The sequence below is a fragment of the Methylomonas sp. 2BW1-5-20 genome (assembly GCF_052474515.1).
On record NZ_CP184127.1, the window covers coordinates 1,710,153 to 1,733,900 of the forward strand.

16 protein-coding genes are annotated in these 23,748 nt (G+C 52.1%); 4 read left to right on the forward strand and 12 right to left on the reverse strand.

Going from position 1 to position 23,748, the window contains the following annotated elements:
- Window positions 1–2 precede the first annotated feature (2 nt).
- Together ACH50O_RS07840 and ACH50O_RS07845 are read left to right on the forward strand one after the other, a co-directional pair.
- The gene (locus tag ACH50O_RS07840; protein ID WP_446811463.1) at window positions 3–3,179 is read left to right on the forward strand and encodes an efflux RND transporter permease subunit; all 3,177 of its coding nucleotides are present in this window, start codon (window positions 3–5) and stop codon (window positions 3,177–3,179) included.
- Window positions 3,166–4,602 carry a TolC family protein gene (locus ACH50O_RS07845; RefSeq protein WP_446811464.1) on the forward strand — a complete coding sequence of 479 codons (1,437 nt, stop codon included), beginning with the start codon at window positions 3,166–3,168 and terminating at the stop codon, window positions 4,600–4,602. The genes ACH50O_RS07840 and ACH50O_RS07845 overlap by 14 nt, the downstream gene beginning before the upstream one ends.
- Window positions 4,603–4,742: 140 nt before the next feature.
- Here ACH50O_RS07845 and epsC read toward each other — a convergent pair whose 3' ends face one another.
- From epsC to ACH50O_RS07905, 12 genes are all read right to left on the reverse strand, one after another.
- Window positions 4,743–5,672, reverse strand: a complete 930-nt coding sequence (gene epsC, locus ACH50O_RS07850) for a serine O-acetyltransferase EpsC (protein ID WP_446811465.1) — start codon at window positions 5,670–5,672, stop codon at window positions 4,743–4,745.
- A complete protein-coding gene (gene cysK, locus ACH50O_RS07855) occupies window positions 5,669–6,646 on the reverse strand; it encodes a cysteine synthase A (protein WP_446811466.1) in 978 nt (325 codons plus the stop codon). Before cysK ends, epsC begins: the two co-directional genes overlap by 4 nt.
- Window positions 6,647–7,160: 514 nt before the next feature.
- Window positions 7,161–7,322 (reverse strand): hypothetical protein, encoded by a 162-nt coding sequence (locus ACH50O_RS07860; RefSeq protein WP_446811467.1) that lies wholly within the window; start codon window positions 7,320–7,322, stop codon window positions 7,161–7,163.
- A gap of 426 nt (window positions 7,323–7,748) precedes the next feature.
- Window positions 7,749–8,072, reverse strand: coding sequence for a hypothetical protein (locus ACH50O_RS07865; protein ID WP_446811468.1), 324 nt, complete (start codon window positions 8,070–8,072; stop codon window positions 7,749–7,751).
- 166 nt (window positions 8,073–8,238) lie between these two features.
- Window positions 8,239–8,934, reverse strand: coding sequence for a rhomboid family intramembrane serine protease (locus ACH50O_RS07870; RefSeq protein ID WP_446811469.1), 696 nt, complete (start codon window positions 8,932–8,934; stop codon window positions 8,239–8,241).
- A gap of 42 nt (window positions 8,935–8,976) precedes the next feature.
- Window positions 8,977–12,870 carry an ATP-dependent RNA helicase HrpA gene (gene hrpA, locus ACH50O_RS07875; RefSeq protein WP_446811470.1) on the reverse strand — a complete coding sequence of 1,298 codons (3,894 nt, stop codon included), beginning with the start codon at window positions 12,868–12,870 and terminating at the stop codon, window positions 8,977–8,979.
- Between the two features lie 159 nt (window positions 12,871–13,029).
- Window positions 13,030–13,860 (reverse strand): formylglycine-generating enzyme family protein, encoded by an 831-nt coding sequence (locus ACH50O_RS07880; RefSeq protein ID WP_446811471.1) that lies wholly within the window; start codon window positions 13,858–13,860, stop codon window positions 13,030–13,032.
- A gap of 5 nt (window positions 13,861–13,865) precedes the next feature.
- On the reverse strand, window positions 13,866–14,072 hold the full coding sequence (locus tag ACH50O_RS07885; RefSeq protein ID WP_446811472.1) for a hypothetical protein: 207 nt from the start codon (window positions 14,070–14,072) through the stop codon (window positions 13,866–13,868).
- The gene (locus ACH50O_RS07890) at window positions 14,069–16,957 is read right to left on the reverse strand and encodes a formylglycine-generating enzyme family protein (RefSeq protein WP_446811473.1); all 2,889 of its coding nucleotides are present in this window, start codon (window positions 16,955–16,957) and stop codon (window positions 14,069–14,071) included. Before ACH50O_RS07890 ends, ACH50O_RS07885 begins: the two co-directional genes overlap by 4 nt.
- Before the next feature lie 46 nt (window positions 16,958–17,003).
- Window positions 17,004–18,062 (reverse strand): AAA family ATPase, encoded by a 1,059-nt coding sequence (locus ACH50O_RS07895; protein ID WP_446811474.1) that lies wholly within the window; start codon window positions 18,060–18,062, stop codon window positions 17,004–17,006.
- Window positions 18,063–18,071: 9 nt separating this feature from the next.
- Window positions 18,072–19,478 (reverse strand): toll/interleukin-1 receptor domain-containing protein, encoded by a 1,407-nt coding sequence (locus tag ACH50O_RS07900; protein WP_446811475.1) that lies wholly within the window; start codon window positions 19,476–19,478, stop codon window positions 18,072–18,074.
- Window position 19,479: 1 nt separating this feature from the next.
- On the reverse strand, window positions 19,480–19,938 hold the full coding sequence (locus ACH50O_RS07905; RefSeq protein ID WP_446811476.1) for a hypothetical protein: 459 nt from the start codon (window positions 19,936–19,938) through the stop codon (window positions 19,480–19,482).
- Between the two features lie 335 nt (window positions 19,939–20,273).
- On the opposite strand from ACH50O_RS07905, the gene ACH50O_RS07910 reads away from it, so the two are divergent.
- On the forward strand, window positions 20,274–20,750 hold the full coding sequence (locus ACH50O_RS07910; protein WP_446811477.1) for a hypothetical protein: 477 nt from the start codon (window positions 20,274–20,276) through the stop codon (window positions 20,748–20,750).
- 875 nt (window positions 20,751–21,625) lie between these two features.
- On the forward strand, window positions 21,626–23,500 hold the full coding sequence (locus ACH50O_RS07915; RefSeq protein WP_446811478.1) for a hypothetical protein: 1,875 nt from the start codon (window positions 21,626–21,628) through the stop codon (window positions 23,498–23,500).
- Window positions 23,501–23,748: the final 248 nt, after the last annotated feature.

Sequence of the window (23,748 nt, forward strand, 5' to 3'; positions counted from 1 at the left end):
CTATGTTTAGCATCTTTATAAAAAGACCGGTCATGGCGATAGTATTGTCGCTGAGTTTCCTATTTATGGGATTCCTAGCCATCCGCTCATTGCCGGTATCGCAGTTTCCCGATATCGCACCGCCGCGGGTGACGATTTCCTTATCCTTCCCAGGCTCCAGCGCCGACGTATTGGTCAAATCGTCGCTGATTACCATCGAGCGCGCCATCAACGGCGTACCCGGCATGAAATACATCGTTTCCGATGCAACCAGTGCCGGCGAAGCGACGATACAGGTATTGTTCGAACTGGGTGTTGATCCGAATATCGCAATGGTCAACGTTAAAACCCGCGTCGATCAGGTGATGAGCCGATTGCCTAATCTGGTGCGTTTGGAAGGTGTGATCGTCAATTTTGTCCAGCCCAGCATGCTGATGTACGTCAACCTGTACAGCAAGGATAAGAACGCCGACCAAAAGTTCTTGTTCAACTACGCCTACGTCAACGTGATACCGGAAATCCAGCGTATCTACGGCATCGCCCAAGCGCAAATCCTGGGCGCCCGGCAGTACGCGATGCGGATCTGGCTGAATCCGGACCGGATGCGCGCCTACAGCGTTTCGACCGAAGAAGTAATGGACGCGATTGCCAAGCAAAGCATCATCGGCCGGCCGGGCCGGATCGGTCAAAGTACCGGCATGGCCGCGCAATCCAAGGAATATGTGTTGATTTACCAAGGCTGGTATAACAAGCCGGAGCAGTACGCGGATATCATCATCCGCGCCAACTCGGAAGGCGAGATCCTGCGCCTGAAAGACATAGCCAAAGTCGATTTGGACAGTGAGTTTTACAACATATATTCGGACAAGGACTCTTTCCCGTCCGCGTCCATCGTCCTGAAACAAAACTACGGCACTAACGCCACCAAAGTCATTGAAGACGTTAAGGCCAAATTGGAGGAACTGAAAAAATCCTTTCCGGAAGGCATGGATTACGAGATCAACTACGACGTATCGCGCTTCGTCGAAGCCTCGATTCATAAAGTGTTGCACACCTTGGGCGAAGCCTTCGTGCTGGTGACCTTAGTGGTGTTTCTGTTCCTCGGTGACTGGCGTTCAACCTTGATTCCGATTCTGGCGGTGCCGGTATCGTTGATCGGCTCGTTCGCGGTGATGTCGGCTTTTGGCTTGTCGATCAACTTGATCACGCTGTTCGCGTTGGTGCTGGCGATCGGTGTGGTGGTGGACGATGCAATCGTAGTCGTGGAAGCGGTGCACGCCAAGATGGAAGCGGAACACCTCAGTCCCTACGTCGCGTCGCGGCAGGTATTGGGTGAAATCGGCGGCGCCATCGTCGCCATCACGTTGGTGATGGTATCGGTATTCGTACCTATCGCCTTCATGAACGGTCCGGTCGGGGTGTTTTACCGGCAATTCTCGATTGCAATGGCCTCGTCCATCATCATCTCAGCCGTTGTCGCGTTGTCTTTGGCGCCGGTGTTATGCGCGATGATTCTAAAAAACACGCATGGACAGCCGAAACGCAAAACACCTATCAGCCTTTTTATCGAAGGTTTTAACTACCTTTTCGAAAAAGTCACCGGCCGCTACGTCAAATTGCTGAATGTCGTCGTTACCCGCCGCATCGTGACCGTTGCGGTACTTGCCGCGTTTTCCTTCGGCATTTTTACCGTCAATAAGACTTTACCGGCCGGATTTATTCCCGGCGAAGACCAAGGCATGATCTACGCCATCATCCAAACCCCGCCCGGCTCGACCATCGAGGTCACCAACAAAGTCGCACGGCAACTGGAAGAAGTCGCCGAAAAAATCGACGGCGTACAGTCGGTATCGTCATTGGCGGGCTATGAAGTGCTGACCGAGGGCCGCGGCTCCAATGCCGGCACTTGCATCATCAACCTCAAGGACTGGTCGCAACGCAAAAGTTCGGTGCAAGACGTCATTCACGAACTGGAAGAAAAAACCCACGATTTCGGCGCCGTGATCGAATTCTTCCAACCGCCGGCGGTCCCGGGCTACGGCGCCGCTTCCGGTCTGGCCTTCCGCTTGCTGGATAAGACCACCGGCACCGATTACTTCCAGTTCGACAAGCTTAATCAGGAGTTCATGGCCGCCCTGCGAAAACGCCCGGAATTGACCGGTCTGTTTACCTTTTACGCAGCCAACTACCCCCAATACGAGCTGAAAATCGACAACAAACTGGCGATGCAAAAAGGGGTGAATATCGACAAGGCCATGGAAAACCTGGACATCATGATCGGTAGCACCTACGAGCAAGGCTTTATCCGCTTCAACAACTTTTTTAAAGTCTATGTGCAAGCCTTGCCCGAATTCCGCCGATTCCCAACCGATGTATTGAAGTATTACGTCAAAAACGACGCCGGCGAAATGGTGCCCTACTCAGCTTTTATGACCGTCAATCAACAGCAAGGTCCGAACGAATTGACCCGATACAACCTATATAACTCCGCGGCAATCCGAGCCGAACCGGCCCCTGGCTACACCAGCGGCGACGCCATCGCGGCCATCAAGGAAGTCGCCAAGACCACGTTGCCGCAAGGTTACGATGTGGCCTGGGAAGGTTTATCGTTCGACGAAGCGGCGCGCGGCAACGAAGCCCTGGTGATTTTCGTCGTGGTCTTGGTGTTCGTCTACCTGGTGTTGGCAGCCCAGTACGAAAGTTTTGTGTTGCCTTTGGTGGTGATTTGTTCGTTGCCGGCAGGTATTTTCGGCTCATTCCTATTACTAAAAACCATGGGCTTGGCCAACGATGTGTATTCCCAAGTCGGTCTGGTGATGTTGGTCGGCTTGCTGGGTAAGAACGCGGTATTGATCGTCGAATACGCAGTGCAGCGGCAAGAGCAAGGTTTGTCGGTCAGAGAAGCGGCCATCGAAGCCGCCAAGGCCCGTTTCCGGCCGATTCTGATGACCTCCTTCGCCTTTATCGCTGGTCTGGTGCCGTTGGCTTTTGCCACCGGCGCCGGAGCGGTCGGCAACCGCACCATCGGTACATCCGCATTGGGCGGAATGTTGTTCGGCACGGTATTCGGCGTTGTATTGATTCCCGGGCTGTACTACATCTTCGCCAAGTTAATCGAAGGCAAACGCATGATCAAGGACGAAGACGTGAATCCATTTACCGAAACCTATCATTACGGGACCCATGATGTCGAAGAGTAAAACGAATTTTGCGATAGCAATCGCTGTAATGGGTTCGATGCTGCAAGCCTGCGGCATTCCCGATATGACGAAGAAAACGGCGGATACTCAGCTGCCCGAACAATTCAAATCCGGACCGAACGGTCAGGCCAGCTCGGCAACGGTGAAATGGCAGGCGTTTTTCGACGATCCGCATCTATTAAGTCTGATCGATACCGCCGTGGCCAATAACAAGGAAATCAACATCATGCTGCAACGGATCAGCATTGCTGAAAACGAGATCCTGGCGCGCAAAGGGGAATACCTGCCCTTCGTCAGATTTGGCGCGGCGGCGGGTGGCGACAAAACCGGCCAATACACCCGCAACGGCGCGGTGGAGGATAATCTGAATATTGCCAAAGGCCAGGCGTTTCCGGCTTTCCTCGGCGATTACCAGTTCGGTTTATTCTCGACTTGGGAAATCGATATCTGGAAAAAACTGAGAAACGCAACGCAAGTGGCCGTGTATGAATACATGGCATCGGCCGAAGGCCGGAACTTTCTGCTGACTAACCTGGTTGCCGAAGTGGCACACGCGTATTACGAACTGCTGGCCTTGGACAACCAATTGCAAAATCTGGCACAGAACATTGCGATCCAGCAAAACGGTTTGCTGATGGTGAGGCAGTTGCAAACCTATGCCAGAACCAATGCCTTGGCAGTCAAGCGTTACGAGGCCGAGGTGGCGAAAAACCAAGCCCGCCAATACGAGATCGAGCAGCAGATAACCGTGGTCGAGAACCGAATCAACACTTTACTCGGTAGAACGCCGCAGCCAATAGAACGCGCATCGGGCGGCTTCATGGACATCAAATCCAAAGCATTGAGCGCCGGCGTACCGTCTGAGTTGTTGCAAAACCGCCCGGATATTCGCAAAGCAGAGCTCGAATTGCAAGCCGCCGATCTGAACATCGACGTAGCCCGAGCCAATTTCTATCCGTCGTTTGGGATCAAGGCCGGCGTGGGTTTTCAGGCCTTCGCGTTGAAATATCTGATCAATACGCCGGAATCACTGGCGGCGATGGTGGCGGGCGAGATGGTGGCGCCGCTAGTCAATAAAAACGCCATTACCGCGGAATACAAAAACGCCAATGCCAAACAGGTACAGGCAGCATATGAGTACGAGCAAACCATTATCAATGCCTATGCCGAAGTTGCGAATCAAATGTCGAATATCGACAACCTGGATAAAAGCTACCAGTTAAAGCGGCAGCAAGTGGATTCGCTGGTGAAATCAATCGAAGTTGCCAATCAATTGTTCTTATCGGCCAGAGCGGATTACCTGGAGGTATTGTTGACGCAACGCGATGCCTTGGAAGCCAAGAAAGAGTTGATCGAAACCAAGGAAAAGCAAATCGGCGCGATGGTCGATCTTTACAAATCGCTGGGCGGCGGTTGGCAGTAGCGCAATCGTGTTATCGATAGGCTCGGCTGCATACCGGCGCGACTAAATCGGCATCGCTAGAGTGGTTCGATCCGGAGGCAATGCCGGGGCAGGTAGTTAGCCGATCAGCTAACTACCTGCCCCGGCAGCATTGCGTCGAATCAAATACCGCCACCCGCCGCGAAAACCTCGGTGCGTGTTTGCCCTTGCGACACATGACTACCCGGCGGAACGCTGTGCGTGAGCCAGACATTACCGCCAATAGTGGATCCACGCCCGATAGTGATTCGACCGAGGATAGTGGCACCGGCGTAAATCACCACATCGTCTTCGACGATAGGGTGACGGGCGTTGCCTTTAACCAGCATCCCGTTGTCGTCCTTATCGAAACGTTTGGCTCCCAGCGTGACCGCCTGATAAACCCTAACCCGGCTGCCGATTACTGCGGTTTCCCCAATTACCACGCCCGTACCGTGATCGATGAAAAAACTTTCCGCGATTTGCGCACCGGGATGAATATCGATCCCGGTAGCGGAATGCGCAAGCTCCGCAATGACCCGCGCCACCAATGGCGCGCCCAGGGTATACAGCACATGGGCGACACGGTGATGAATAGCAGCGGTTATGCCGGGATAGCAGACCAGCACTTCGTCCGCGCTTCTGGCAGCAGGATCGCCTTCATAGGCCGCCTGAATGTCGCTATCGATCAACACTCTGATAACCGGTAGTTGCTCGGCAAACTGGCGGGTAATATCCACCGACTGTTGCCGAACATCGGACGATAGGCCTTGTTGTTCGGCAATAAATTGCAGCTCCAGCGTAATTTGCCGGTTTAGTTGTCGCAACACGCTATCCAGGGTGTGGCCGACGAAGTAATCGATACCTTCGTCGTTCAGATCCGGCATTCCCAGCCGGTTGGGAAACAGTACCGCGCCCAAGTTCTCAATGATCTGGCTCAACGTCTTACGTGACGGCAACTTGGGTGGATGTTCGCGGCGCTGCCGATTTTCCAGCGAACGCAAGCGCAACTCGCGCAACTCGACTACCAGCGCTTCAATACCCCAGGCTTGGTCTGAATCGCTCAGACTCATACCGCAACTCCCTGCGCATCGAACAGGCCTTCGAACAAAGCAGAACTTAAATAGCGCTCACCCGAATCAGGCAGCACCACGACGATAGTTTTACCGACATTTTCCGGGCGTTTTGCCACTCTCACGGCGACGGCGACGGCGGCGCCGCAGGATATCCCCGATAGTATGCCCTCCTCCCGCGCCAAACGCCGGGCATAAGCTATTGCTTCGTCGTTGCTGACTTGTTCGATGGCGTCGACGATGGATAAATCCAATATATCCGGCACAAATCCGGCACCGATACCTTGAATTTTGTGAGGCGCCGGCTGTATGTCCTGGCCGTTACGGAATTGGGTCAATACCGGGCTGGCTTCAGGCTCCACCGCGATGGATACGATAGGCTTGCCTTGCGTGTGTTTGATATAGCGCGTCACGCCGGTAATGGTGCCGCCGGTGCCGACGCCCGAGACGAAAATATCGATTGCACCGTCGCTATCATGCCAAATTTCCGGTCCGGTCGTCTGTTCGTGAATTTGCGGATTGGCGGGATTTTTAAACTGCTGTAACAGTACGTAGCGTTCGGGATCCGAAGCGACAATTTCCTCGGCTTTGGCGATAGCCCCCTTCATGCCCTTCGCGCCCTCGGTCAATACCAGCTTGGCGCCGTACGCCACCAACAATTTACGGCGTTCGATACTCATCGTATCCGGCATGGTCAAAGTCAATGGAATTCCGCGCGCGGCGGCCACAAAAGCCAAGGCAATGCCGGTATTACCGCTGGTGGGTTCGATCAACTCCTTGCCTGGGCCTAATATGCCCCGTTGTTGCGCGTCATTGATCATGGCCGCGCCTATCCGGCATTTCACCGAATATCCAGGGTTACGCCCTTCAATTTTCGCTAGCAGAGTTGCTTGCGCGCCATCGGTAATACGGTTAAGTCTGACCAGCGGCGTTTTGCCGATCGATTGAGAGTTATCGGGGTACCAGTATGTCATATCATCATCCATCCATTTCATAAGGCCAAAAAAAAGCCAGTGTGCGCACTGGTACACTGGCTTCCGGTGATCCGGTCAGCTTGCAGATTTTACATCATCTTTATCGCAGACTGTTCAACTCGGCAAAAGACATGCGCCAATTATAAACAGTTCAAGCATAGATCGGGGAGTCTGTGTTTCCACGTATGTCAGATTGCTCTTCTTCAAGAGATTTTGCAACTTTGCAAGGCGATCTAACGGGCTAAACCGGTTTGATTCTCGACGTCGGCAATGCGCCCAAAGCTATGCGAAAAACATAACCCAACACAAACCCTGTTTCGGCTTCAAACCATACGAGAAGCGGTCAAAAAGAAAGGCCTGATTTATTGGCATGGATATAAGCGAAGACGAATGACTAAATCGCTTGCTTTTTTACCACCCTGGGTGGGCGATACCGCCACCGTTCGCTTGTCCATAGATTTGCTGCATCTGCCGCTTAACACGCCTTGAAGCCGTGTTAAGCGGCAGAAAAGCTTTATTTTCTGGAAGCTTTTAAAATTGCGGATAAATGACGGCCGCACTGTGCACAAACAAAATTTCCTGTCGGTACGCCTGATACAAATTCTTTTGTCAATGACGGATGATTGCAATCATCGTTGCGGCTTTTGGCGGATGTTTCGGTTTTTTTTGTGTCCATAATCTTCCCCTAGCTTCGTGCTTAAATGCATGATTATTTAACAAAACTTGTCACATTCAAATTTAAGCAAAAAACATACACAAATACCGTAACGTAATGTTAATAAAAGACTTTGTTCCAGTAATACAATAAAAACGGCTTGGATTAATAGCGAGCTGTAAAATTTTCCGACTTGAACTGCAAGCTGCCCAAGCTCCCTGCTTTTACCTGTCATCCAGGAATACTGCCTCCTAAGGCTATATCTAGTAGATATTACCGGTACGGCACCGATATATTCCGGGTGTTTCGGTTAATCACCGCATGACATACCATTTTCTAGAAAACACCGCTGTAAAAACTTTCGACACGATTTACAAACCGCTATAGCTAGGCATCAGGCACAAAAAAGGGGCCAAAAGCCCCTTTTTTCCGTTCATACTAATCGCCTTACTTTACAGCCTCGGCGATTTTATTAAACGCTTCTACGCGTTGTTTGCCGGTGTTAGCCAGATCAATACCGTTTTCGACGATCATCTGAATCAAGCCAGGAATACCGTAAACAATTTTACCGAGGTAAGCAACCAGCGGCACCGCGACAATTGCACCAAACAGAGTGCCAATACCGACCAAGTGCAGCAGTTTAGTAATCAGCACCACAATATCCAGCGGTAACAGAATCAAAGTACCGAAGTACAACAACACAATGAATGTGAACAGCGCGAACACTACAAACTGCAGCAGTCTTACCAGTGCGACATTAAGGTTTTTCATGTTTATTTGTCTCGAATGAAGGAAGAATCTTTTGCAAACACAGGCAACGGTCTTGATTTGTATTGCCTTTTTAGCCGTTAACCAATCGGCCGCATTATAAAATAAAAGCCCTAGTGTTTCTTGCTTTTTTGCCGGCAAAGCGTGGCTTCAAAGCACAATTTAGCGGCTAGTATTGATACTCTTCATGTTTTTTTTCGATGAAAAACGGATGCAGCAAGGCGCCGGCTGCAAAACCGCCCAAATGCGCCCACCACGCCGAGTCTACGGCCACGTTGTCGAAAAACGCAGCGGTAAAGACATCGCCAATCTGAATAATCACCCAAAACCCTAGAAACGCAATCGCAGGGACTTGGAAAAACAATGGGTAAAACAGGATCGGTACCAATATCACTACGGTAGCGTGCGGAAAGCGGAAAAAATAAGCCCCCAATACACCGGCAATCGCTCCCGAAGCCCCAACTACCGGCACCACCATCTTCGGGTAGAAATACCATTGTGCGTAAGTTGCCAACAAGCCGCACAAAATGTAAAACACCACAAATCGTTTGTGCCCCATCAAATCTTCGATGTTATCCGCGAATATCCACAGAAACACCATATTCATCAATAGATGACCAAAACCGCCATGCAAAAACAAACTGGTGAAAAACGACAGATAATAATCCGGCGGCAAGCCAAAGCTATAAGCCCAATCCGGATTGGAATAGCGAATCGGCACCATACCGTACATGTAGACAAAATGCTGGCCCATTTCGTCCGGCATAAACAGCATGAACACATACACCGCAATGCAGACAGCCATGATGCCCCATGTCACATAAGGTTTGGTGTTACACGGTATCGAATCTCGAATGGGTATCATCTTCGGCTTCCTAAATTAGTGAGCACATAAATCAGAGGCTGTTTAAAATTTTTCGTTCCATATCTTTTCCAAGCGCGGCACAGAAACCGGAAATGCTGTTTTCAGTTGCTGCGCAAACAAAGACACCCGCAACTCTTCCAACCCCCAGCGGAAGCTATCGCGCTCCGGCATCGGCAACATCGTCTTCGTTTGCTTTTCGACATGCTGCCAAAAGCGCTGAGACAGTCTGTGCAAACCTTGTATATCCGCCGAATCCGGCTTCTGCTTATCCAGACGAAATTCCATTGCTTTTAAATATCTTGGAATCGTCTGCACCTGCGCTAAGGGTGTGTAACGTAAAAAACCGCTAAACAGCATCAGGCTTAATTGTTTTTCGAGATCCTCTCGTAAATTCGCGGCCACACCGGGCTGTTTCAGCCGCTGCCTGACGGTCTGATAGTTTGCCATGATTTCGGTGACGTGCTTGCCCACCTGATTCCCAACCGTGACCAACATCGACTTTTTAGCCGCCAGCGCCGCGTCGAACTGCTGTTGACTGCGGATTGAGGTATCAGCAACGAACACGCTACTAAATATCAAGAATAATAGATCTTCCTTAAAATCTCCGCCCGGCCGTTCTTTCAACAAGGGATGCTTGGGCAATTGGTTGTAGGCCAATTGCAAAGTAGCCTGGACTCCGCTGTTTTTTAACAAATACTGCGCGTCCTTCCGGCATTGCAATTGAAACAACTTGGTCAAACCATCGAAATGCGCCAGATCGGCTTTATATTGAGTATCGAGGATCTTCACCCCCACTGTGTCGCCTTCATCGACAATCGCCGGAAAGCCGATGAAAGTCTGACCTTTTTGCATGAACTGCCAGGTCTCCGGCAAATCGTCGAAAGCCCAGGCGATACAGCCGGTGTGATTCATCTCTTCTTGCGCCAACTTATCGAAACTGTCACCGGCAGTGGTGGCATGCTCGGTTTGCAGCTTGATCAGATTGCGGCCATAACCCAAGGCTCGACCGTGATCATCGACGATGCGGAAATTCATTTTCAAATGGTCCGGCAACGTATCCGGCTGCCATTCGTTAAGCGGTATCGATTCGCCGGTCAGCTTGCGCAAACGGCCACTCAACCACTCGAACAGAGAGCCCTTAAAATCCGGCTCAATTTCCAGGCAAGCCTTGGCAGTGTTCGGCACCGGCACGAAATGCTTACGCAGATGCTTGGGCAGCGACTTGATCAAAGCCGTAACTTTTTCTTCCAGCATGCCCGGCACCAGCCAATCGAACGGCGCTTGGCGGATTTGATTAAGTTGATGCACCGGCACGATGGCCGTGACGCCATCTTCGTCGTGGCCGGGCTCGAAGCGATAGTGCAATTCAATCGTCAAGTCGCCGATTTTTTTGCTGTCCGGAAAATCCCAATCATTAATTTGATTGTCGTCGCTGCGAGTCAAATCTGCCTTGGTTAAAAACAGGATTTTCGGGTTATCGCGTTCAACCTGCTTGCGCCATTGATCGAGGGTAATGCCGCTGACCACCTCAGCCGGCAGCTTTTTATCGTAAAACTGATATAGCCATTCCTCGTCTTCCACCAAATCGACGCGGCGGCCCTTATGCTGAATGTAGCCCACCTCTTCCAGCAAGGCCTCGTTGGCCTTAAAGAACGGCGCGTTGCTGTGGTAATCGTGATTAACCAGTGCGTGGCGGATAAACATCTCCCGCGCGGCTTTGGGATCGACGTTTTCGTATGGCACTTTGCGCTTGGCTTGCAAAGTCAAACCGTACAACAAGGTGCGCTCGTAAACCCCGCTGCGACCGGCGTTTTTCTCCCAATGCGGGTCGTAGTAATTGCGTTTTACCAAGTGCTGCGCGGCGGCTTCTATCCATTCCGGCTCGATTCTGGCTACTGTGCGCGCGTAAACCTTACTGGTTTCCACTTGCTCGGCGGCCATGATCCACTTGGGCTTTAGTTTGTGCTGACCGGAACCGGGGAAGATGAAAAACTTTAACCCGCGCGCACCCAGGTATTCGTATTGCTCATGCCTAAAACCGATATTGGACAGCAAGCCCGGCAACAGCGCGCAATGAACCTGCTCGTAGTTGGCCGGATTGTCGTTGAACTTTAACTTCAATTCACCGCGCGCCACCTGCATAATTTGCGCATGGATGTCATACCACTCGCGCATGCGAATGTAAGACAAGAAATTATCTTGGCAATATTTGCGCAGCTTGTTATTGGTCAGATGCTTTTTCTGCGCCTCAAAGGTATTCCAGAGATTCAACAATGTCAGAAAATCCGACTCCTCGGCTTTGAATTGGGCGTGCTTGGCCTCGGCTTGCGGCATTTTATCGGCAGGTTTATCGCGCGGGTCTTGGATACTTAAAGCAGAAACGATGATCGCCACTTCAGTTAAAGACGCCAATTCGGCAGCTGACAACAACATGCGCGCCAGCTTGGGATCGGTGGGGATTTTCGCCAACTGTCGCCCGGTATCGGTCAACTGACCGGCCTTATCCAGCGCATCCACTTCAAACAGCGCATTCTTGCCGTCGCGGATCATCTTGTCGTCCGGCGGCTCGACGAATGGAAAATCTTCGATGTCGCCCAGCTTTAAAGCCGCCATCTGCAAGATCACCGACGAAAGATTGGTTCGTAAGATTTCCGGTTCGGTAAATTCCGGGCGGGCCAGATAATCCTCTTTCGAATACAACCTGATGCAAATGCCCTCAGCCACCCGGCCGCAGCGCCCTGCCCTTTGGTTGGCGCTGGCTTGGGAGATACGCTCGATAGGCAAGCGCTGAATCTTGCTTTTATGACTGTAACGGCTGATACGGGCATGACCGGAATCGATCACGCAGCGGATGCCCGGCACGGTCAAGGACGTCTCCGCCACGTTGGTCGCCAGCACGATGCGCGGTTTGTTACCGCTGGGTTTGAACACCCGCTCCTGTTCGCTGACGCTGAGTTTGGAATACAGCGGCAACACCTCGTAGCGGGCATTATTATGCGACTTGCGCAAAGATTCGGTAGTCTCGCGAATCTCGTGCTCGCCGCTCAAGAAAATCAGAATGTCACCGCGCATATCCCGATACAACTCGTCCACCGCATCCAGAATGGCTTGCTGTAAATCGGCGGAGGTTTCGTCGTCTTCCTCGATCAGTTCGATAGGCCTATACCGCACATCCACCGGATAGGTACGACCGGAAACGTTGACGATGGGCGCATCATTAAAATGCTTGGCAAAACGCTCCGGGTCGATGGTCGCGGAGGTAATCACCACTTTTAAATCGGGACGCTTGGGCAACAACCAGCGCAGATAGCCCATCAGAAAATCGATATTGAGGCTGCGCTCATGCGCCTCGTCGATGATGATGGTGTCGTATTGATTTAAATAAGGATCGTTCTGCGACTCGGCCAGCAGGATGCCGTCGGTCATCAGTTTTACTAGCGAATTGGGATGGGTCTGGTCGTGAAACCGCACCTTGTAACCGACTGCCTGACCGATGGGCTGGCCCAGTTCTTCGGCAATGCGGTCGGCCACGGTGCGGGCCGCAATGCGGCGCGGTTGGGTGTGACCGATCAACCCCGTCAAGCCCCGACCGATCTCCAGACAAATCTTCGGCAACTGCGTAGTCTTGCCGGAACCGGTCTCGCCGCAGACGATGGTGACTTGATTATTACGGATTAACTCGGCAATCTCGTCCTTCTTGCCGCTGACCGGCAAGTCCGGGTAATTAATCACCGGCACCGACGCGCGGCGCTGATTGCATCGTCCTACCGAGCGTTCGATCTTGTCCGCCACTTGCTGCAAGGCCCCGCTGACATCCTTACCCTTACTCGACTCGCTGCGCAAGCGATCCAGTTGCCGCTTCAAACCGTGGCGGTCGGTGCCCATGCAGTTCTGGAGATTTTTGGCGAGTTGTTTCAGGGTTTCAGAAGCGGACATCAGAACAGAATGTTAAAAAAGCGCCGATTATACGGACTTGGCATGGAAAAGGCAGTGCTAGCGGGCCAACTCGGCGATCACAAGCCAAAGCCTGGCGCTGGCCTGTCCGTGGCGACGTCCGCTGATTTACTCGGCTCCTACTACCTGACCAGGCCTAAGCTAAGTATGAGCGAGAGCAAGCCGGAAACCGGTGGTGCCAAGTCGATAATCCGGCTCCGCGCGGCTACGGAATGCGGAACGCATTACAGTCCCTCCGTTGGCCCACGAGCCGCCGCGCACCACTCGGTCGCCACCTGCTTCCACAGCGCTGCTCAGCGGATCAATGACCTGTGTCGTTCCCAAATCATCAGTCCAAACATCCTGACACCATTCCGAAACATTGCCGTGCATTTCATACAAACCCCAAGGGTTGGCAGGCAAGGACTTGACCGGTATGGTTTTTCCCCGATAAACGCCTTTTTCAGCGCCGGCATAAGGGGTTTCACCATGATAATTGGCTTGTTCCGTGTTGATGTTATTACCAAAGCAAAACGGCGTCGTGGTGCCCGCCCGACAGGCGTATTCCCATTGCGCGTCGCTGGGCAATTGCGCACTCATGCCTGGGATATCGATATTCAAGGCTTCGATGAAGTGTTGGGCATCGTCCCAACTGACTCGCTCGACCGGATTATCCGGACTATCCTGAAAACGGCTTGGGTTGTCGCCACCCAGCACCGCCAGCCAGAAAGCCTGAGTGACAGTCGTGTCCGCCAGCCAGAAACCTTGGGTTAAGGTGACCGGGTGCTGTGTTTCCGATCCCTCGCCCAGCCACTCCCGCCCTAACTCATACGGCGGCGACCCCATCATAAACGTCCCTGGCTCTATCCAGCGAAACATCTGTCTAACGCCGCCATAGATCAAGGTCTGCCATAAGCCGCATGCATCTTCGCCCCACTCGCAAGCCCAGGGGCAGGGGAAGACGGGTGGTGACAAGTAATTGCGGTTAGACATAACCATTATGTATGTTGATTAGCGAAGTTGGCGCTTCTAAACCAGCATTCCACGCAGGAACGCGGGAAACCAGTAGAGAATGCCCAGGTTACGTGGGCACCGGCGACCACAAACTGTTTATCGATGCTGACAACTCTATTCTGGGTACAAAATGGGTTGAATTCGGCTTTTGCCCAATCGGCTACCGGGATACGGAAGAAAACATATTTCATTTTTTCTTTCGCCCCTTTCCGAGCACTTTATCCCGCAGAAAACCACCCAATTCGGCCCGTGACTGCTCCGCGACGCCGCTGTCCGGCCCGGGCGCGTCCTGGGCCATTGTCAGTTTTACGGCTCCGCCTGCTCGTCCTGGCTTGAGTTCGGGTTGACCTAAGGCAAGCCGGAAACCGATGTAGCTGCGGCGATAGTCCGGCTCGTAATGGTTACGGATGGAGGAACGCACGTACCTGCCATCGTAGCGCCACGAGCCGCCGCGCAGCACACGGGCACCACCCGTGTCTACGTCCGGCCGCGTTAGCGGATCGACCGCTGCCGCACTGCCAAGGTCTTTTTGCCAGACATCCTGACACCATTCCCAGAGGTTGCCGTGCATTTCGTACAAACCCCAAGGGTTGGCCGGCAAGGATTTTACCGGAACGGTTTTTTCCCGATATACACCTTTTTTAGCGCCGGCGTAGGGAGAATTGCCGTCATAATTGACCTGTTCCGGGCTGATGTTGTCGCCAAAGGAAAACGGCGTGGTGGTGCCGGCCCGGCAGGCATATTCCCATTGCGCTTCGCTGGGCAGTTGCGCACTCAGACCGGACACTTCCGCATTCAAGGTTTCGACAAAGCGCTGAGCATCATCCCAACTGACTTGCTCGACCGGATGTTCCGGACTGTCCTGAAAATAGCTGGGATTGTCGCCACCCATCAACACCAGCCAGAAAGCCTGAGTGACCGTGGTATCGGCCAGCCAGAAGCCTTGGCTTAAAGTCACCGGATGCTGAGTTTCTTTGTCGTATCGTTCCGCCTCATCCGGCGGAGACCCCATCATGTAGCTGCCGGGTTCTATCCAGCGAAAGCGCTGGGTAACATTATTGACAGTGAGGTCGGCGTAGAGACCGTAGACGTCTTCCCCAAACGGCGTTGGCAAAGACCAACATCCCTTATTCTGTTCTGTGACATACCAGCCAATGTTATCGAACTGTCTTCCTACCCAGGAAATACTAACGGACAATCGTGCTGCGCGGCTATCGGCATTACTCAAGCTAATACAACTGGCCCAAGTTGGTTTGCGAATTGCGTCGAGTCTATAACGAAAATTGCCTGCCTCAATCGCAACGCTTTCATTCTCCGGGATTGAAAACTTGGCTCCATCGGCCAGGGTTTGCTGTATCGCCGTCGATGCGGCTTTGTGAATCAAACGCGGAGGCAAGAATTTTGGTGCAACGATTTGAAACAGGTAGCGTTGATCGGGATTAGTGTCACGCGCTTGCTGACATTGAAGCTCTCCTTGGCTGCCGATTTGCACAAAATTCCACGCCACCAAGGAGCTATCTGGCGCGTCCGACCCGATCAGCCAAGCCAGACGCTCGGGCTGAAAACCAGGCTCCAATTCTGCCGGCCACTCGCCGGCGCGAATCCTATCGGCATGGGCAGCCGCATAGATCGGATATAGCAGTTCGCCCAGCGAACTTTGCCAGAGTTGTTTTGGACGAGAGTCGAGGACGGTGCGGCATTGTTGCTGAAATAACGCTTGATGCCTGATGTCGGTAGTTTCGTCCAGCGCCGTTTTGCACAATCTCTGAAAATACTCACGCATTACAGGGTCTTCGGTGTCTTCCAACCAGCAACGATTTAGGCTTTCCAGATGCTTCAGGCCGGCGTAGGCGTTGTGGTGATGGCTGGTGACGCATTGCCAGAAGGTTTCGGCACCTTTGCTACCGGCTAGGCGCTGACGATAAATCAGGCGGTATTTTTCGGCGACAGCTTCCTGCAAACGAATCCCCAGCCCGATATGGCGCACCTCTGGATGGTTCCAGATCGCCGTCTCCAACGCACTGTCGCCCCAGTTAAGTTCTTGGCGCAGCCGGCGAAACAAGCCAGCGTCGACCAAGGGCAGCGCTGACAGCCAGGCCAATATCCCTTCCCAATCCGGTGCCCGCCCGTCCAACTTAAAACCGTTGCGGTAAGGATGGCGAGGGGTGACTTGGTCGTTATATGGGTTGGGACATAGCCAATCCAAAGTATTAGCATCGGAGCTAGCAGCAGGACTTAAGGTTAATACCGGCGCCGTGTGGTTATTTAAACATGCCAATTGCCGACGCCATCGCACTGCCCGACGGCTGTCGCCTTCTCCCAAATCGCTGAAAATCAGCACCGCCACATCGACTGCCGGCGGTTGCCAGACAAACCAGGGCTCCTCCGCTTTCCCCGGCCAACGGCTAGCATAGCTGCACGGCTCACCGAGGCTTTCCTCATCGAAACGGATGGCCTCCACTGCTTCTTGACCCAGCAAGGCTTGCAGTTGCCCTACCCAATATACGAAATCCGCCCAATAAGGTTCCAGATTGGTGCTCGCGTCGACAATTATCAGCAAGCGTTGCGGCCAACGCGCTTGCTCTGACTTCTGTATTTTTTGCAGGGGCTGCCCACGAGCGATTCGCCGGACCAATTGCCGGGTGTCCAGCTTGTGCGATGATTTCGGTCGATTTAGGGCATTGAACAATAGCGGCAACAAACGGCACGGCGGCAGCAAGGGTTGCGGTGGCTCGAAGCTATAAGTGCCTGGCGGCGAATCCTCTGGGCGCAACACCATGCGGGGATCGGACAAAAACGCCGGTTTTTGCGTGTCCTCGTGCCGAGTTTCCAGTTTTTCTATGCTTAAGATGCGCGGAAAAAGCGCTGGCGGACGGCGAACTTCAGCTTCAGAGGTAAAAACAATTGCCGGTTTACCGCTAAAGATCGGTCCCTTAATTATTAGTGTCCCAGCCAACTGAACTTGGTGGTGTTTAAAGTAACCAAAATGATTTGCCAAGTTTTCCAAAAAAGCATCGTCTTCTCCGGCCGCTTCGACTAAGGCCAATCGACTCCATGCGTTGGCTTTATTGGTCATCGTCAATCCTTAGCGAATAAACCGCCCAAAAACAAGCTGCCCACAATCAAGACAATTCCTTTTTCAACGCGTATTGGCATATCTTGTCCAGGCGCTGTTGTTGTTCTTCGCGCCCCAATGAACTGAGTGCGGCGAGCAAGTCGATATACTCCGCCAAGCCAGGTGGATACTGAGTGTGCGGATTCTCATCGCGGTCTTGCCAAAGCAATTCGGCGGCTTGACGATACACCGGTTTGGCAATGGTTTTGCCAAAATGCAATTGCCCACGCTCGATCAACCATTGCAAGCGTTTGCTTAATGGCGACTCCGCATCGGAGTCAATTAGTTCGATGGATTCCTCCATTTTCAAGGTATGCACGAAACAACGGCGCACAAAGGCTTTAGGCAATTCGCGTTCTTCGTTGGTGGTGATGATCACCAGTAATTTTGCCGGATCTGCTTTGATTGGATTAAGTTGCGAACTAGCCGGGGCTTGGTCCAAATATGGCACCGTGAAGCCGTAGGAGCCCAGGGTTTCCAATAGACCGTTTGGCAAATCCGGTTCGGCCTTGTCGATTTCGTCGATCAACAACACCACACCGCCGGTTTCCGGTGTCCAGCCTTCAGGGGAATACGGTTTAGCCGAACTTCGGGTAACGCAACGCTGATATTGGCTTTCCGCCGACGACCAGTGATACGCCCACCAAAACGCACCCGGTGATAAAAAGTTCAGTGGATTGAGCCTTTCCAAAACGGGATTATTTCGCTTGGCAACAAATTTACCTCGTGCTTTGCCGTGGAGGTCGTATCCCTTGGATACCGATAGGCTTTGCGCCTCGCCGAGACGGCCAATAGCATCGAAATGCCAATGCAAGTCACTGAGTTCGGTAGAACCCATGATCGTTTCGCAAACAAAGGCCCAACCTAGTTGTTCGGCAATCGCCCGCGCCATTTGGCTTTTGCCTGTACCAGGCTTGCCGCGCACCAGCAAGGGCCGGCCGGCAGCATAAGCTGACCACAACGCATAGCAGTCGGCTTCTTCGAAGATGTGGTGCAAATTTTCCTCCGAATTGGAAATTCTTAGCTTCTCGGGGTGGAAACGTTTAATAGTAATTGAGTTGGACATGGCCTGTTCCTAGGCTTCATTGATTAATGATAGAAGATAAGCAACCTGCTCTAGCAATTCGGTTTGATCTTCCCGGCAAGCTTTGCCCTTGGCCTTGCCATTTGCTTGTTCGCAGCAAATGAATTGCAGAACGCCTTTTAATTGATCCAGCCTAGCGGCAAAACAATCGATAAACGCATTCATCAATTCCTTTGAAACTAAATAATACAACGGTTTTCCAAGGCGGGATTTAACTTGAGCTCCGGCTCTTTCGACGATATGCTTTTTCAGATCGTCCAAACTTAAATTTGGTGGCGGCTTGCCATAGACATCCGTGTAGAGACCTTGCAGCAGTTGCTCAGATGGAGCATCGGGTGAAATCGCATCGAACAGCAAAAAATCGGTCTTTTCGCCCGCCGGTTTGGCTTTGTTTTTATCCGATAGCGTGTACTGAGCGCACTGCTTTAAACTCCGGGAAACAATGACTTCGTAGTATGCTGGATCATCTAAAGTCAATTCTTGATTGATTCCCGTCTCCGCACTTTTTTTTAAGGCTTGTTGATTGTGATACCACCAAGCCGGATCCACACTGTTTAGGAGCAACCAGCCGCACAACTGTTCAGCGTCTAGGCAGCACGCCTGCCAAAGGCTTTGCTCTTTGGCGGTCAGTATTTTTAAACGCTTGATAACTCTAGTAAGCGTCACCAACGCCGTACCCACGTCGCCAGCGACTAAGGTTTTAGCGACATCCTGTTCTGCGGCGTTATCGCTCAAATCCATTTCGTCACGGCATAGATCGATACGCAGTTGCTTTCGGTTAAGAATTTTGACGATTTTTTGGGTAACTACTATTTGCAGAGTTTGAGTTTCGTCTGCTATCGCTTGTTCTATCAGCTGCTGAATTTGCTTAACCTGATCGGCCAACAAGATTTGGCTATTCTCATCGGTCAAAGCGGTATGCAAGTTGTCCAAATAGGGAAAAATCAGCCGATTCCATGCCTTGTCAATTCTCAGCCAAATTTCGTTGGCAGAGTACGGTTGAACTTTTAACAACCGTGTTAATTCGTTTTGTACAGCCGGATTTTGGTCAAAATAGTTCTTTGCTGACGTCCATTGGTAGGTGACCATATCCTGGCTAATGCGAATTGGCAGGATGAAGCGTTGTTCTATATCTGCCCACTCATTGATCTTGACCAGTTCGTAAAGGGTATAAGCCGATTTAAAGTAATCGGGGCCAAGGAACAAAAACACAAACCGTGCGGAGGTCAAGTCATCCATAAACTTGATCAAACTATCCCCTTCCTGGGTTTCGACTTCGTCGTAAATAAGTGCAATTTTGTTGGCCTCACAAATCCCTTTCAATTTGTCGCGTGCAGTTTTATCCTGATCCAAAGCGCATCGATAGGACAGATAAGCATGGATGGGATAAGCCGCCATCTCAGCATCCCCCAGCTATTTTGTACCCAAGACCAATCAGTAGAAGTAAGCCCGAGTAAACCGGCCAAGTCGCCAATGAAAACAGGGCTTTGCGCCATAACCCGGACTTGCTGCCTGTAGGCATCAATTTGAAAAGATCATCATAGCCAAAACTCGAGTCTGCGACTTTGGTTGCGGCTAACTGAAACCCTGCGCGAAACCGATTTTCCAGCATCAAATAGTATGCATCCAGCAGGTAACAAATCAGCAGTGGAATGAGCGTTAAACCGATCAATTGCGGCTTATTTTCCTTGACAGCGAAAATCAAGATCGCGGTAATCAAAGGGGTACACCAATTTTTACAAGCTGCGCTGTTAGTTGCCATGCGGGTGATGATGGCCTGATACATTTCCAGGGTTTTTATAACCGCACTGTCGTTGGCCGACAAGACACCATGTCCGTTTGCTTGGGATTCAGCCATAATAATCACCTCGTAAAATTCTTTAGCCGATACTATGTCAGGAACTTAAACAGTTTGGCAATCCAACCGAACCCGGTACGCGCTAAAATTTGTCATTCTCATGTTCCGGCGTTAGCCTTCCGCGCTTTGAATTCAATAGTTAATAACCTCTTCCTTGGTAACTTAGCCTTAAAAACTCCAGTTTTCAAGCCAGAGTTTGGAAACCAGAATCAACCAAAAACAAACCAAGTATCTAACAAATAAAATAACGCGCTTTTCCGAATATAGCCTACGCTTTTCTTCTGCGGACACCGCCCCATCATCCGCACTATCAGCCACTCTAAAAGGAGATAAACATGAGTCAACATCTGATTTCTTTAAGCCTTTCCGACAATGATCTGACTGACATCGACGCCGCCCTGAAGACATTGGAAGACCGCTTCGCCGGCTTCCTGGTCTTAACACCCGAAGAGCGCCGCACCATCCTCAAGATGGGTGATAAAACCGAAGCGTTCTGCCGCCAGACGCTGACGGTGGCCACCCAAAACACTCATGCCATTCCGCCCGGTCTCGATGTCGTCGAAGCGCAAGCCGATTTGGTGACGCTCGATAAGCTCCGCCCTCGCCTACACCGCTTGCGTGATTTAATGAGCAGAGGCGAAGATACCGACATGGCGCTGGGCAGCGATATTTATAGCTTTAGCCTGGATGCTTACGCCTCTTTGAAAATCGCCGGCAAAGGCGCGGGCTTGGAAACGCTGCGACAGGCAATGTCTGTTCGCTTTAACCGTGGCGCCAAGGCAAAAACCCAAGCCACCCAACCTAACGGCTAAACTAGTTAAGCATAATGTCTACCCGGCGAGGCATTCCGGCTTGCTGCCTAAGCTCTATCCCGTAGCGGAAAAGATAAAAGCATAGCTCGCAAGCCTTTCCGCTAAAGCCGCAAGCTTATTAGAGTTGCTCGCCACTTTCAAATCCTTGCCCGCAAGGTAAATTGCTTCGGGCAAGGAGATTTGCAATAAACGCAAGCCTAAATGGCTTAAGCGCAAAGCATTGAGGCCAAACCGCAACCTTCTTTGGTTCGCACGCTAGCTTCAATGGTTTGCGCGCAAGGAAAAAAGCCTCACCCGCAAGGCAAATAACTTTGCGCGAATCAAGAAATGCCTTGCGCACAGCTCTAATTTGCTTGCACGCATAGCTCTGAATCTTGCGCTTATGGCAAAAATGCTTGAATACATCGACTAGACATCGAAATCATCACCTAATAAGGCCGCAGAGGTACCGACTAAAGCGAAAAGCCCCTTTAGCAAATGCCGTCGCCAGCCTTTTTGCCATCCGCGCAAGGCTTTTTGCCACAATCACAAGTTAATAAATCCTGTCAGGCAAGGTATTTAGCCTTATACGCAAACCAAAACGGCTTGCGCGTTAGCCTTTATGCTTTGCACGCAAGGCAATACGCCGTAATCACCAGGTAATGAGAGCCGGGCGCTTCGAAATTGGCATTTCTTCACAAGTTCGCGGTGAATTAGCTAACTGCCGGGGACTTCACATCCACCTACACTGCAGCCAGCTTCGATGTTAGGCCCATGCTGCAGCCCGGCACGGCCCCACATCCGAGACAATACCGGCCGGCAGCGGAATCCGCTGTCGGCGCGGATCATATAAAACGGACGGAAGCACTGTCTTGTGCATCCGGGAGGAACGTGTCATGTCATATGTATTTAAAGGTTCGTTGTGCGGCTTGATCTGCCGGGAGTGTTCGGAAGCCCTGTCCGGCATGGAGGTTTTGCTGTACCTGCCATGGCGGCAGGACAGATTGCTGGCGACTGCGATGGCGGCTACCAAGGAAACTTTTCACGTCGTCGGGAAAGAGGAAGCCGAGAGTCGAAAAGGGCTGTTGCTAGCCACGGCTCAAACCGACGAAAACGGAAATTTCGAGTTCAAGCTGGACGAAAAATATCGGGAATCGGCATTTGATATCGACTTCAGCTGCGGCAACGTACCGCGCACGCCGCCAAAACCGCCGCGCAACGAGCCAATTCAATTTCACCTGACGACGGTGTTGCCGCAATGGCGTATCGACAGGGAACAGGAAAACTATTTCTTCCGCTGGGACTACTGTATCGCCGAGAAATGGTGGTGCTATATCCGCGGCTATTATTTCGATGCTTGGGTTATTTGCGGGTACTTGCGAGCATGCGATACCGGAGCTGCCATCCCCAATGCCAGGGTTACGGCCTGGGACGCGGATTTTCTGACCGACGACAATCTGGGCAGTGCGGTAACGGACGCCAGCGGCCGTTTCCGGATAGATTATACGTCCATCCAATTCAAGCAGACCTTTCTCTCGCCCTGGATTAACGTGGAAACCGACCCCGGCCTGCCCTTGACTTTTCAAAGCGGGCCGGACGTATATTTCAAAGCCGAGATTGGCGGCGTGGAAATCCTCGGCGAAACCAGCGCGGACAATCGGAAAAACGTCGGCTATTGCTTATGTGTAAATCTGTGCGCCAAAACCGATATCACGCCGCCGCAACCGACGCCGATTCCGGCCTTTTTGCGCGTGGGCGGCTACGACTACGACACGCAGGTTCGCAGTCACGTCGGCGAGACCGGTTTGACCACCGGAAACTATGCGTTTTTCAGCAGTCTGCGCCTGAACGGCATCTTGGCACAGCGCTTGAGCGCTGTTGCGCTGGAATACTGCTTCGAATACACCAAGCAATATAACGGCGCCGGACAGCCGATCAACTGGACCAGAGTGTTGGCCGATAAAATCGACCAGACCAATATCGGCTACGTCGAGAAGGCTACATTGATGCCGGCCGATGTTTCGCATCCTAGCCCTTGGTACCACTACGACTACACGGATTGTATCGTCAGCCCGGTGCCGGTGCCGGGTTCCATTCAAGTCCCCATCGCCGCCGACGGTTGGATTTTGGTACCGCAACAGAATGACAATCCGTTGAATCCGGCCGGCGTTGGCATGTTCGTCGCGAACGGTAACCAGATCAACTTGAATTCGGTAAAACTGGATGCGTTCGCGCCGGTAAATTTGAGCGGCCTGGTGGCGGGCAATTCCGCCACATACACCGGCCAGCCGCTAGTCGCTGACGAAGTCTTTGCGGTCAGGATGCTGGTGAGGCAACAAGGCAATAACGCCACGATCACAGAAGCCGGCCGCTGCACGCGGTTGGCGATCGACAATACGCTTTACAACGGCATGAGCCATCACCCGGAATGGGGCCCCTGGGGAGGAAGCAACGAATATGGCGTGTGCATGGTGGATATCCAGCAATTGCAAGTGGCCGGTTGTGCCAAAATCACCAATCAGGTGGATGTGTTATTTAGTTGCGCCCATCCCAATTTAGGCGCCGCCAGTTTGAGCCTGACTGGCCCAACCGGCACCATCCCGTTGCCGTTACCAGCGGTTACTCCGGACATGTTCGGTACCGTGACCCATACCTTCGCCGCTGCCGACCCTTTGTGCGCTTATCTGGTGACGCTTTCCGCGACATACCTGCTGACCACCGGAGACAACAATTTGTCTACGGTGCAGGATCAGATCGCGTTTTGCCGATAACGGTGCCTGAGTAACGGTATTACGCTTACCTCTCGCCGCGTATTCTCCGGCTCATGTCGAAGACTACGCGGCACCTAAGAGGGAAAGGCTTTTTCGACCCGCTTCCACTTTTCGATCTCCCCCGATTTTTACCTCGTATGTTGACCTGTTGGCAAATGCTTGGCAGGACGCCGGTATTCTTCATCCGCATGAAGGCAATAGGAAAGTTCGTAGCTTATTAGGCTGAGTGGTGCGACACGAGACCCAGC

Bases quoted from the DNA above. Each gene is read 5' to 3' on its own strand.
- ACH50O_RS07840 (WP_446811463.1), top strand. From the start codon at position 3: ATGTTTAGCATCTTTATAAAAAGACCGGTCATGGCGATAGTATTGTCG.
- ACH50O_RS07845 (WP_446811464.1), top strand. From the start codon at position 3,166: ATGTCGAAGAGTAAAACGAATTTTGCGATAGCAATCGCTGTAATGGGT.
- epsC (WP_446811465.1), bottom strand. From the start codon at position 5,672: ATGAGTCTGAGCGATTCAGACCAAGCCTGGGGTATTGAAGCGCTGGTA.
- cysK (WP_446811466.1), bottom strand. From the start codon at position 6,646: ATGACATACTGGTACCCCGATAACTCTCAATCGATCGGCAAAACGCCG.
- ACH50O_RS07860 (WP_446811467.1), bottom strand. From the start codon at position 7,322: ATGGACACAAAAAAAACCGAAACATCCGCCAAAAGCCGCAACGATGAT.
- ACH50O_RS07865 (WP_446811468.1), bottom strand. From the start codon at position 8,072: ATGAAAAACCTTAATGTCGCACTGGTAAGACTGCTGCAGTTTGTAGTG.
- ACH50O_RS07870 (WP_446811469.1), bottom strand. From the start codon at position 8,934: ATGATACCCATTCGAGATTCGATACCGTGTAACACCAAACCTTATGTG.
- hrpA (WP_446811470.1), bottom strand. From the start codon at position 12,870: ATGTCCGCTTCTGAAACCCTGAAACAACTCGCCAAAAATCTCCAGAAC.
- ACH50O_RS07880 (WP_446811471.1), bottom strand. From the start codon at position 13,860: ATGTCTAACCGCAATTACTTGTCACCACCCGTCTTCCCCTGCCCCTGG.
- ACH50O_RS07885 (WP_446811472.1), bottom strand. From the start codon at position 14,072: ATGAAATATGTTTTCTTCCGTATCCCGGTAGCCGATTGGGCAAAAGCC.
- ACH50O_RS07890 (WP_446811473.1), bottom strand. From the start codon at position 16,957: ATGACCAATAAAGCCAACGCATGGAGTCGATTGGCCTTAGTCGAAGCG.
- ACH50O_RS07895 (WP_446811474.1), bottom strand. From the start codon at position 18,062: ATGTCCAACTCAATTACTATTAAACGTTTCCACCCCGAGAAGCTAAGA.
- ACH50O_RS07900 (WP_446811475.1), bottom strand. From the start codon at position 19,478: ATGGCGGCTTATCCCATCCATGCTTATCTGTCCTATCGATGCGCTTTG.
- ACH50O_RS07905 (WP_446811476.1), bottom strand. From the start codon at position 19,938: ATGGCTGAATCCCAAGCAAACGGACATGGTGTCTTGTCGGCCAACGAC.
- ACH50O_RS07910 (WP_446811477.1), top strand. From the start codon at position 20,274: ATGAGTCAACATCTGATTTCTTTAAGCCTTTCCGACAATGATCTGACT.
- ACH50O_RS07915 (WP_446811478.1), top strand. From the start codon at position 21,626: ATGTCATATGTATTTAAAGGTTCGTTGTGCGGCTTGATCTGCCGGGAG.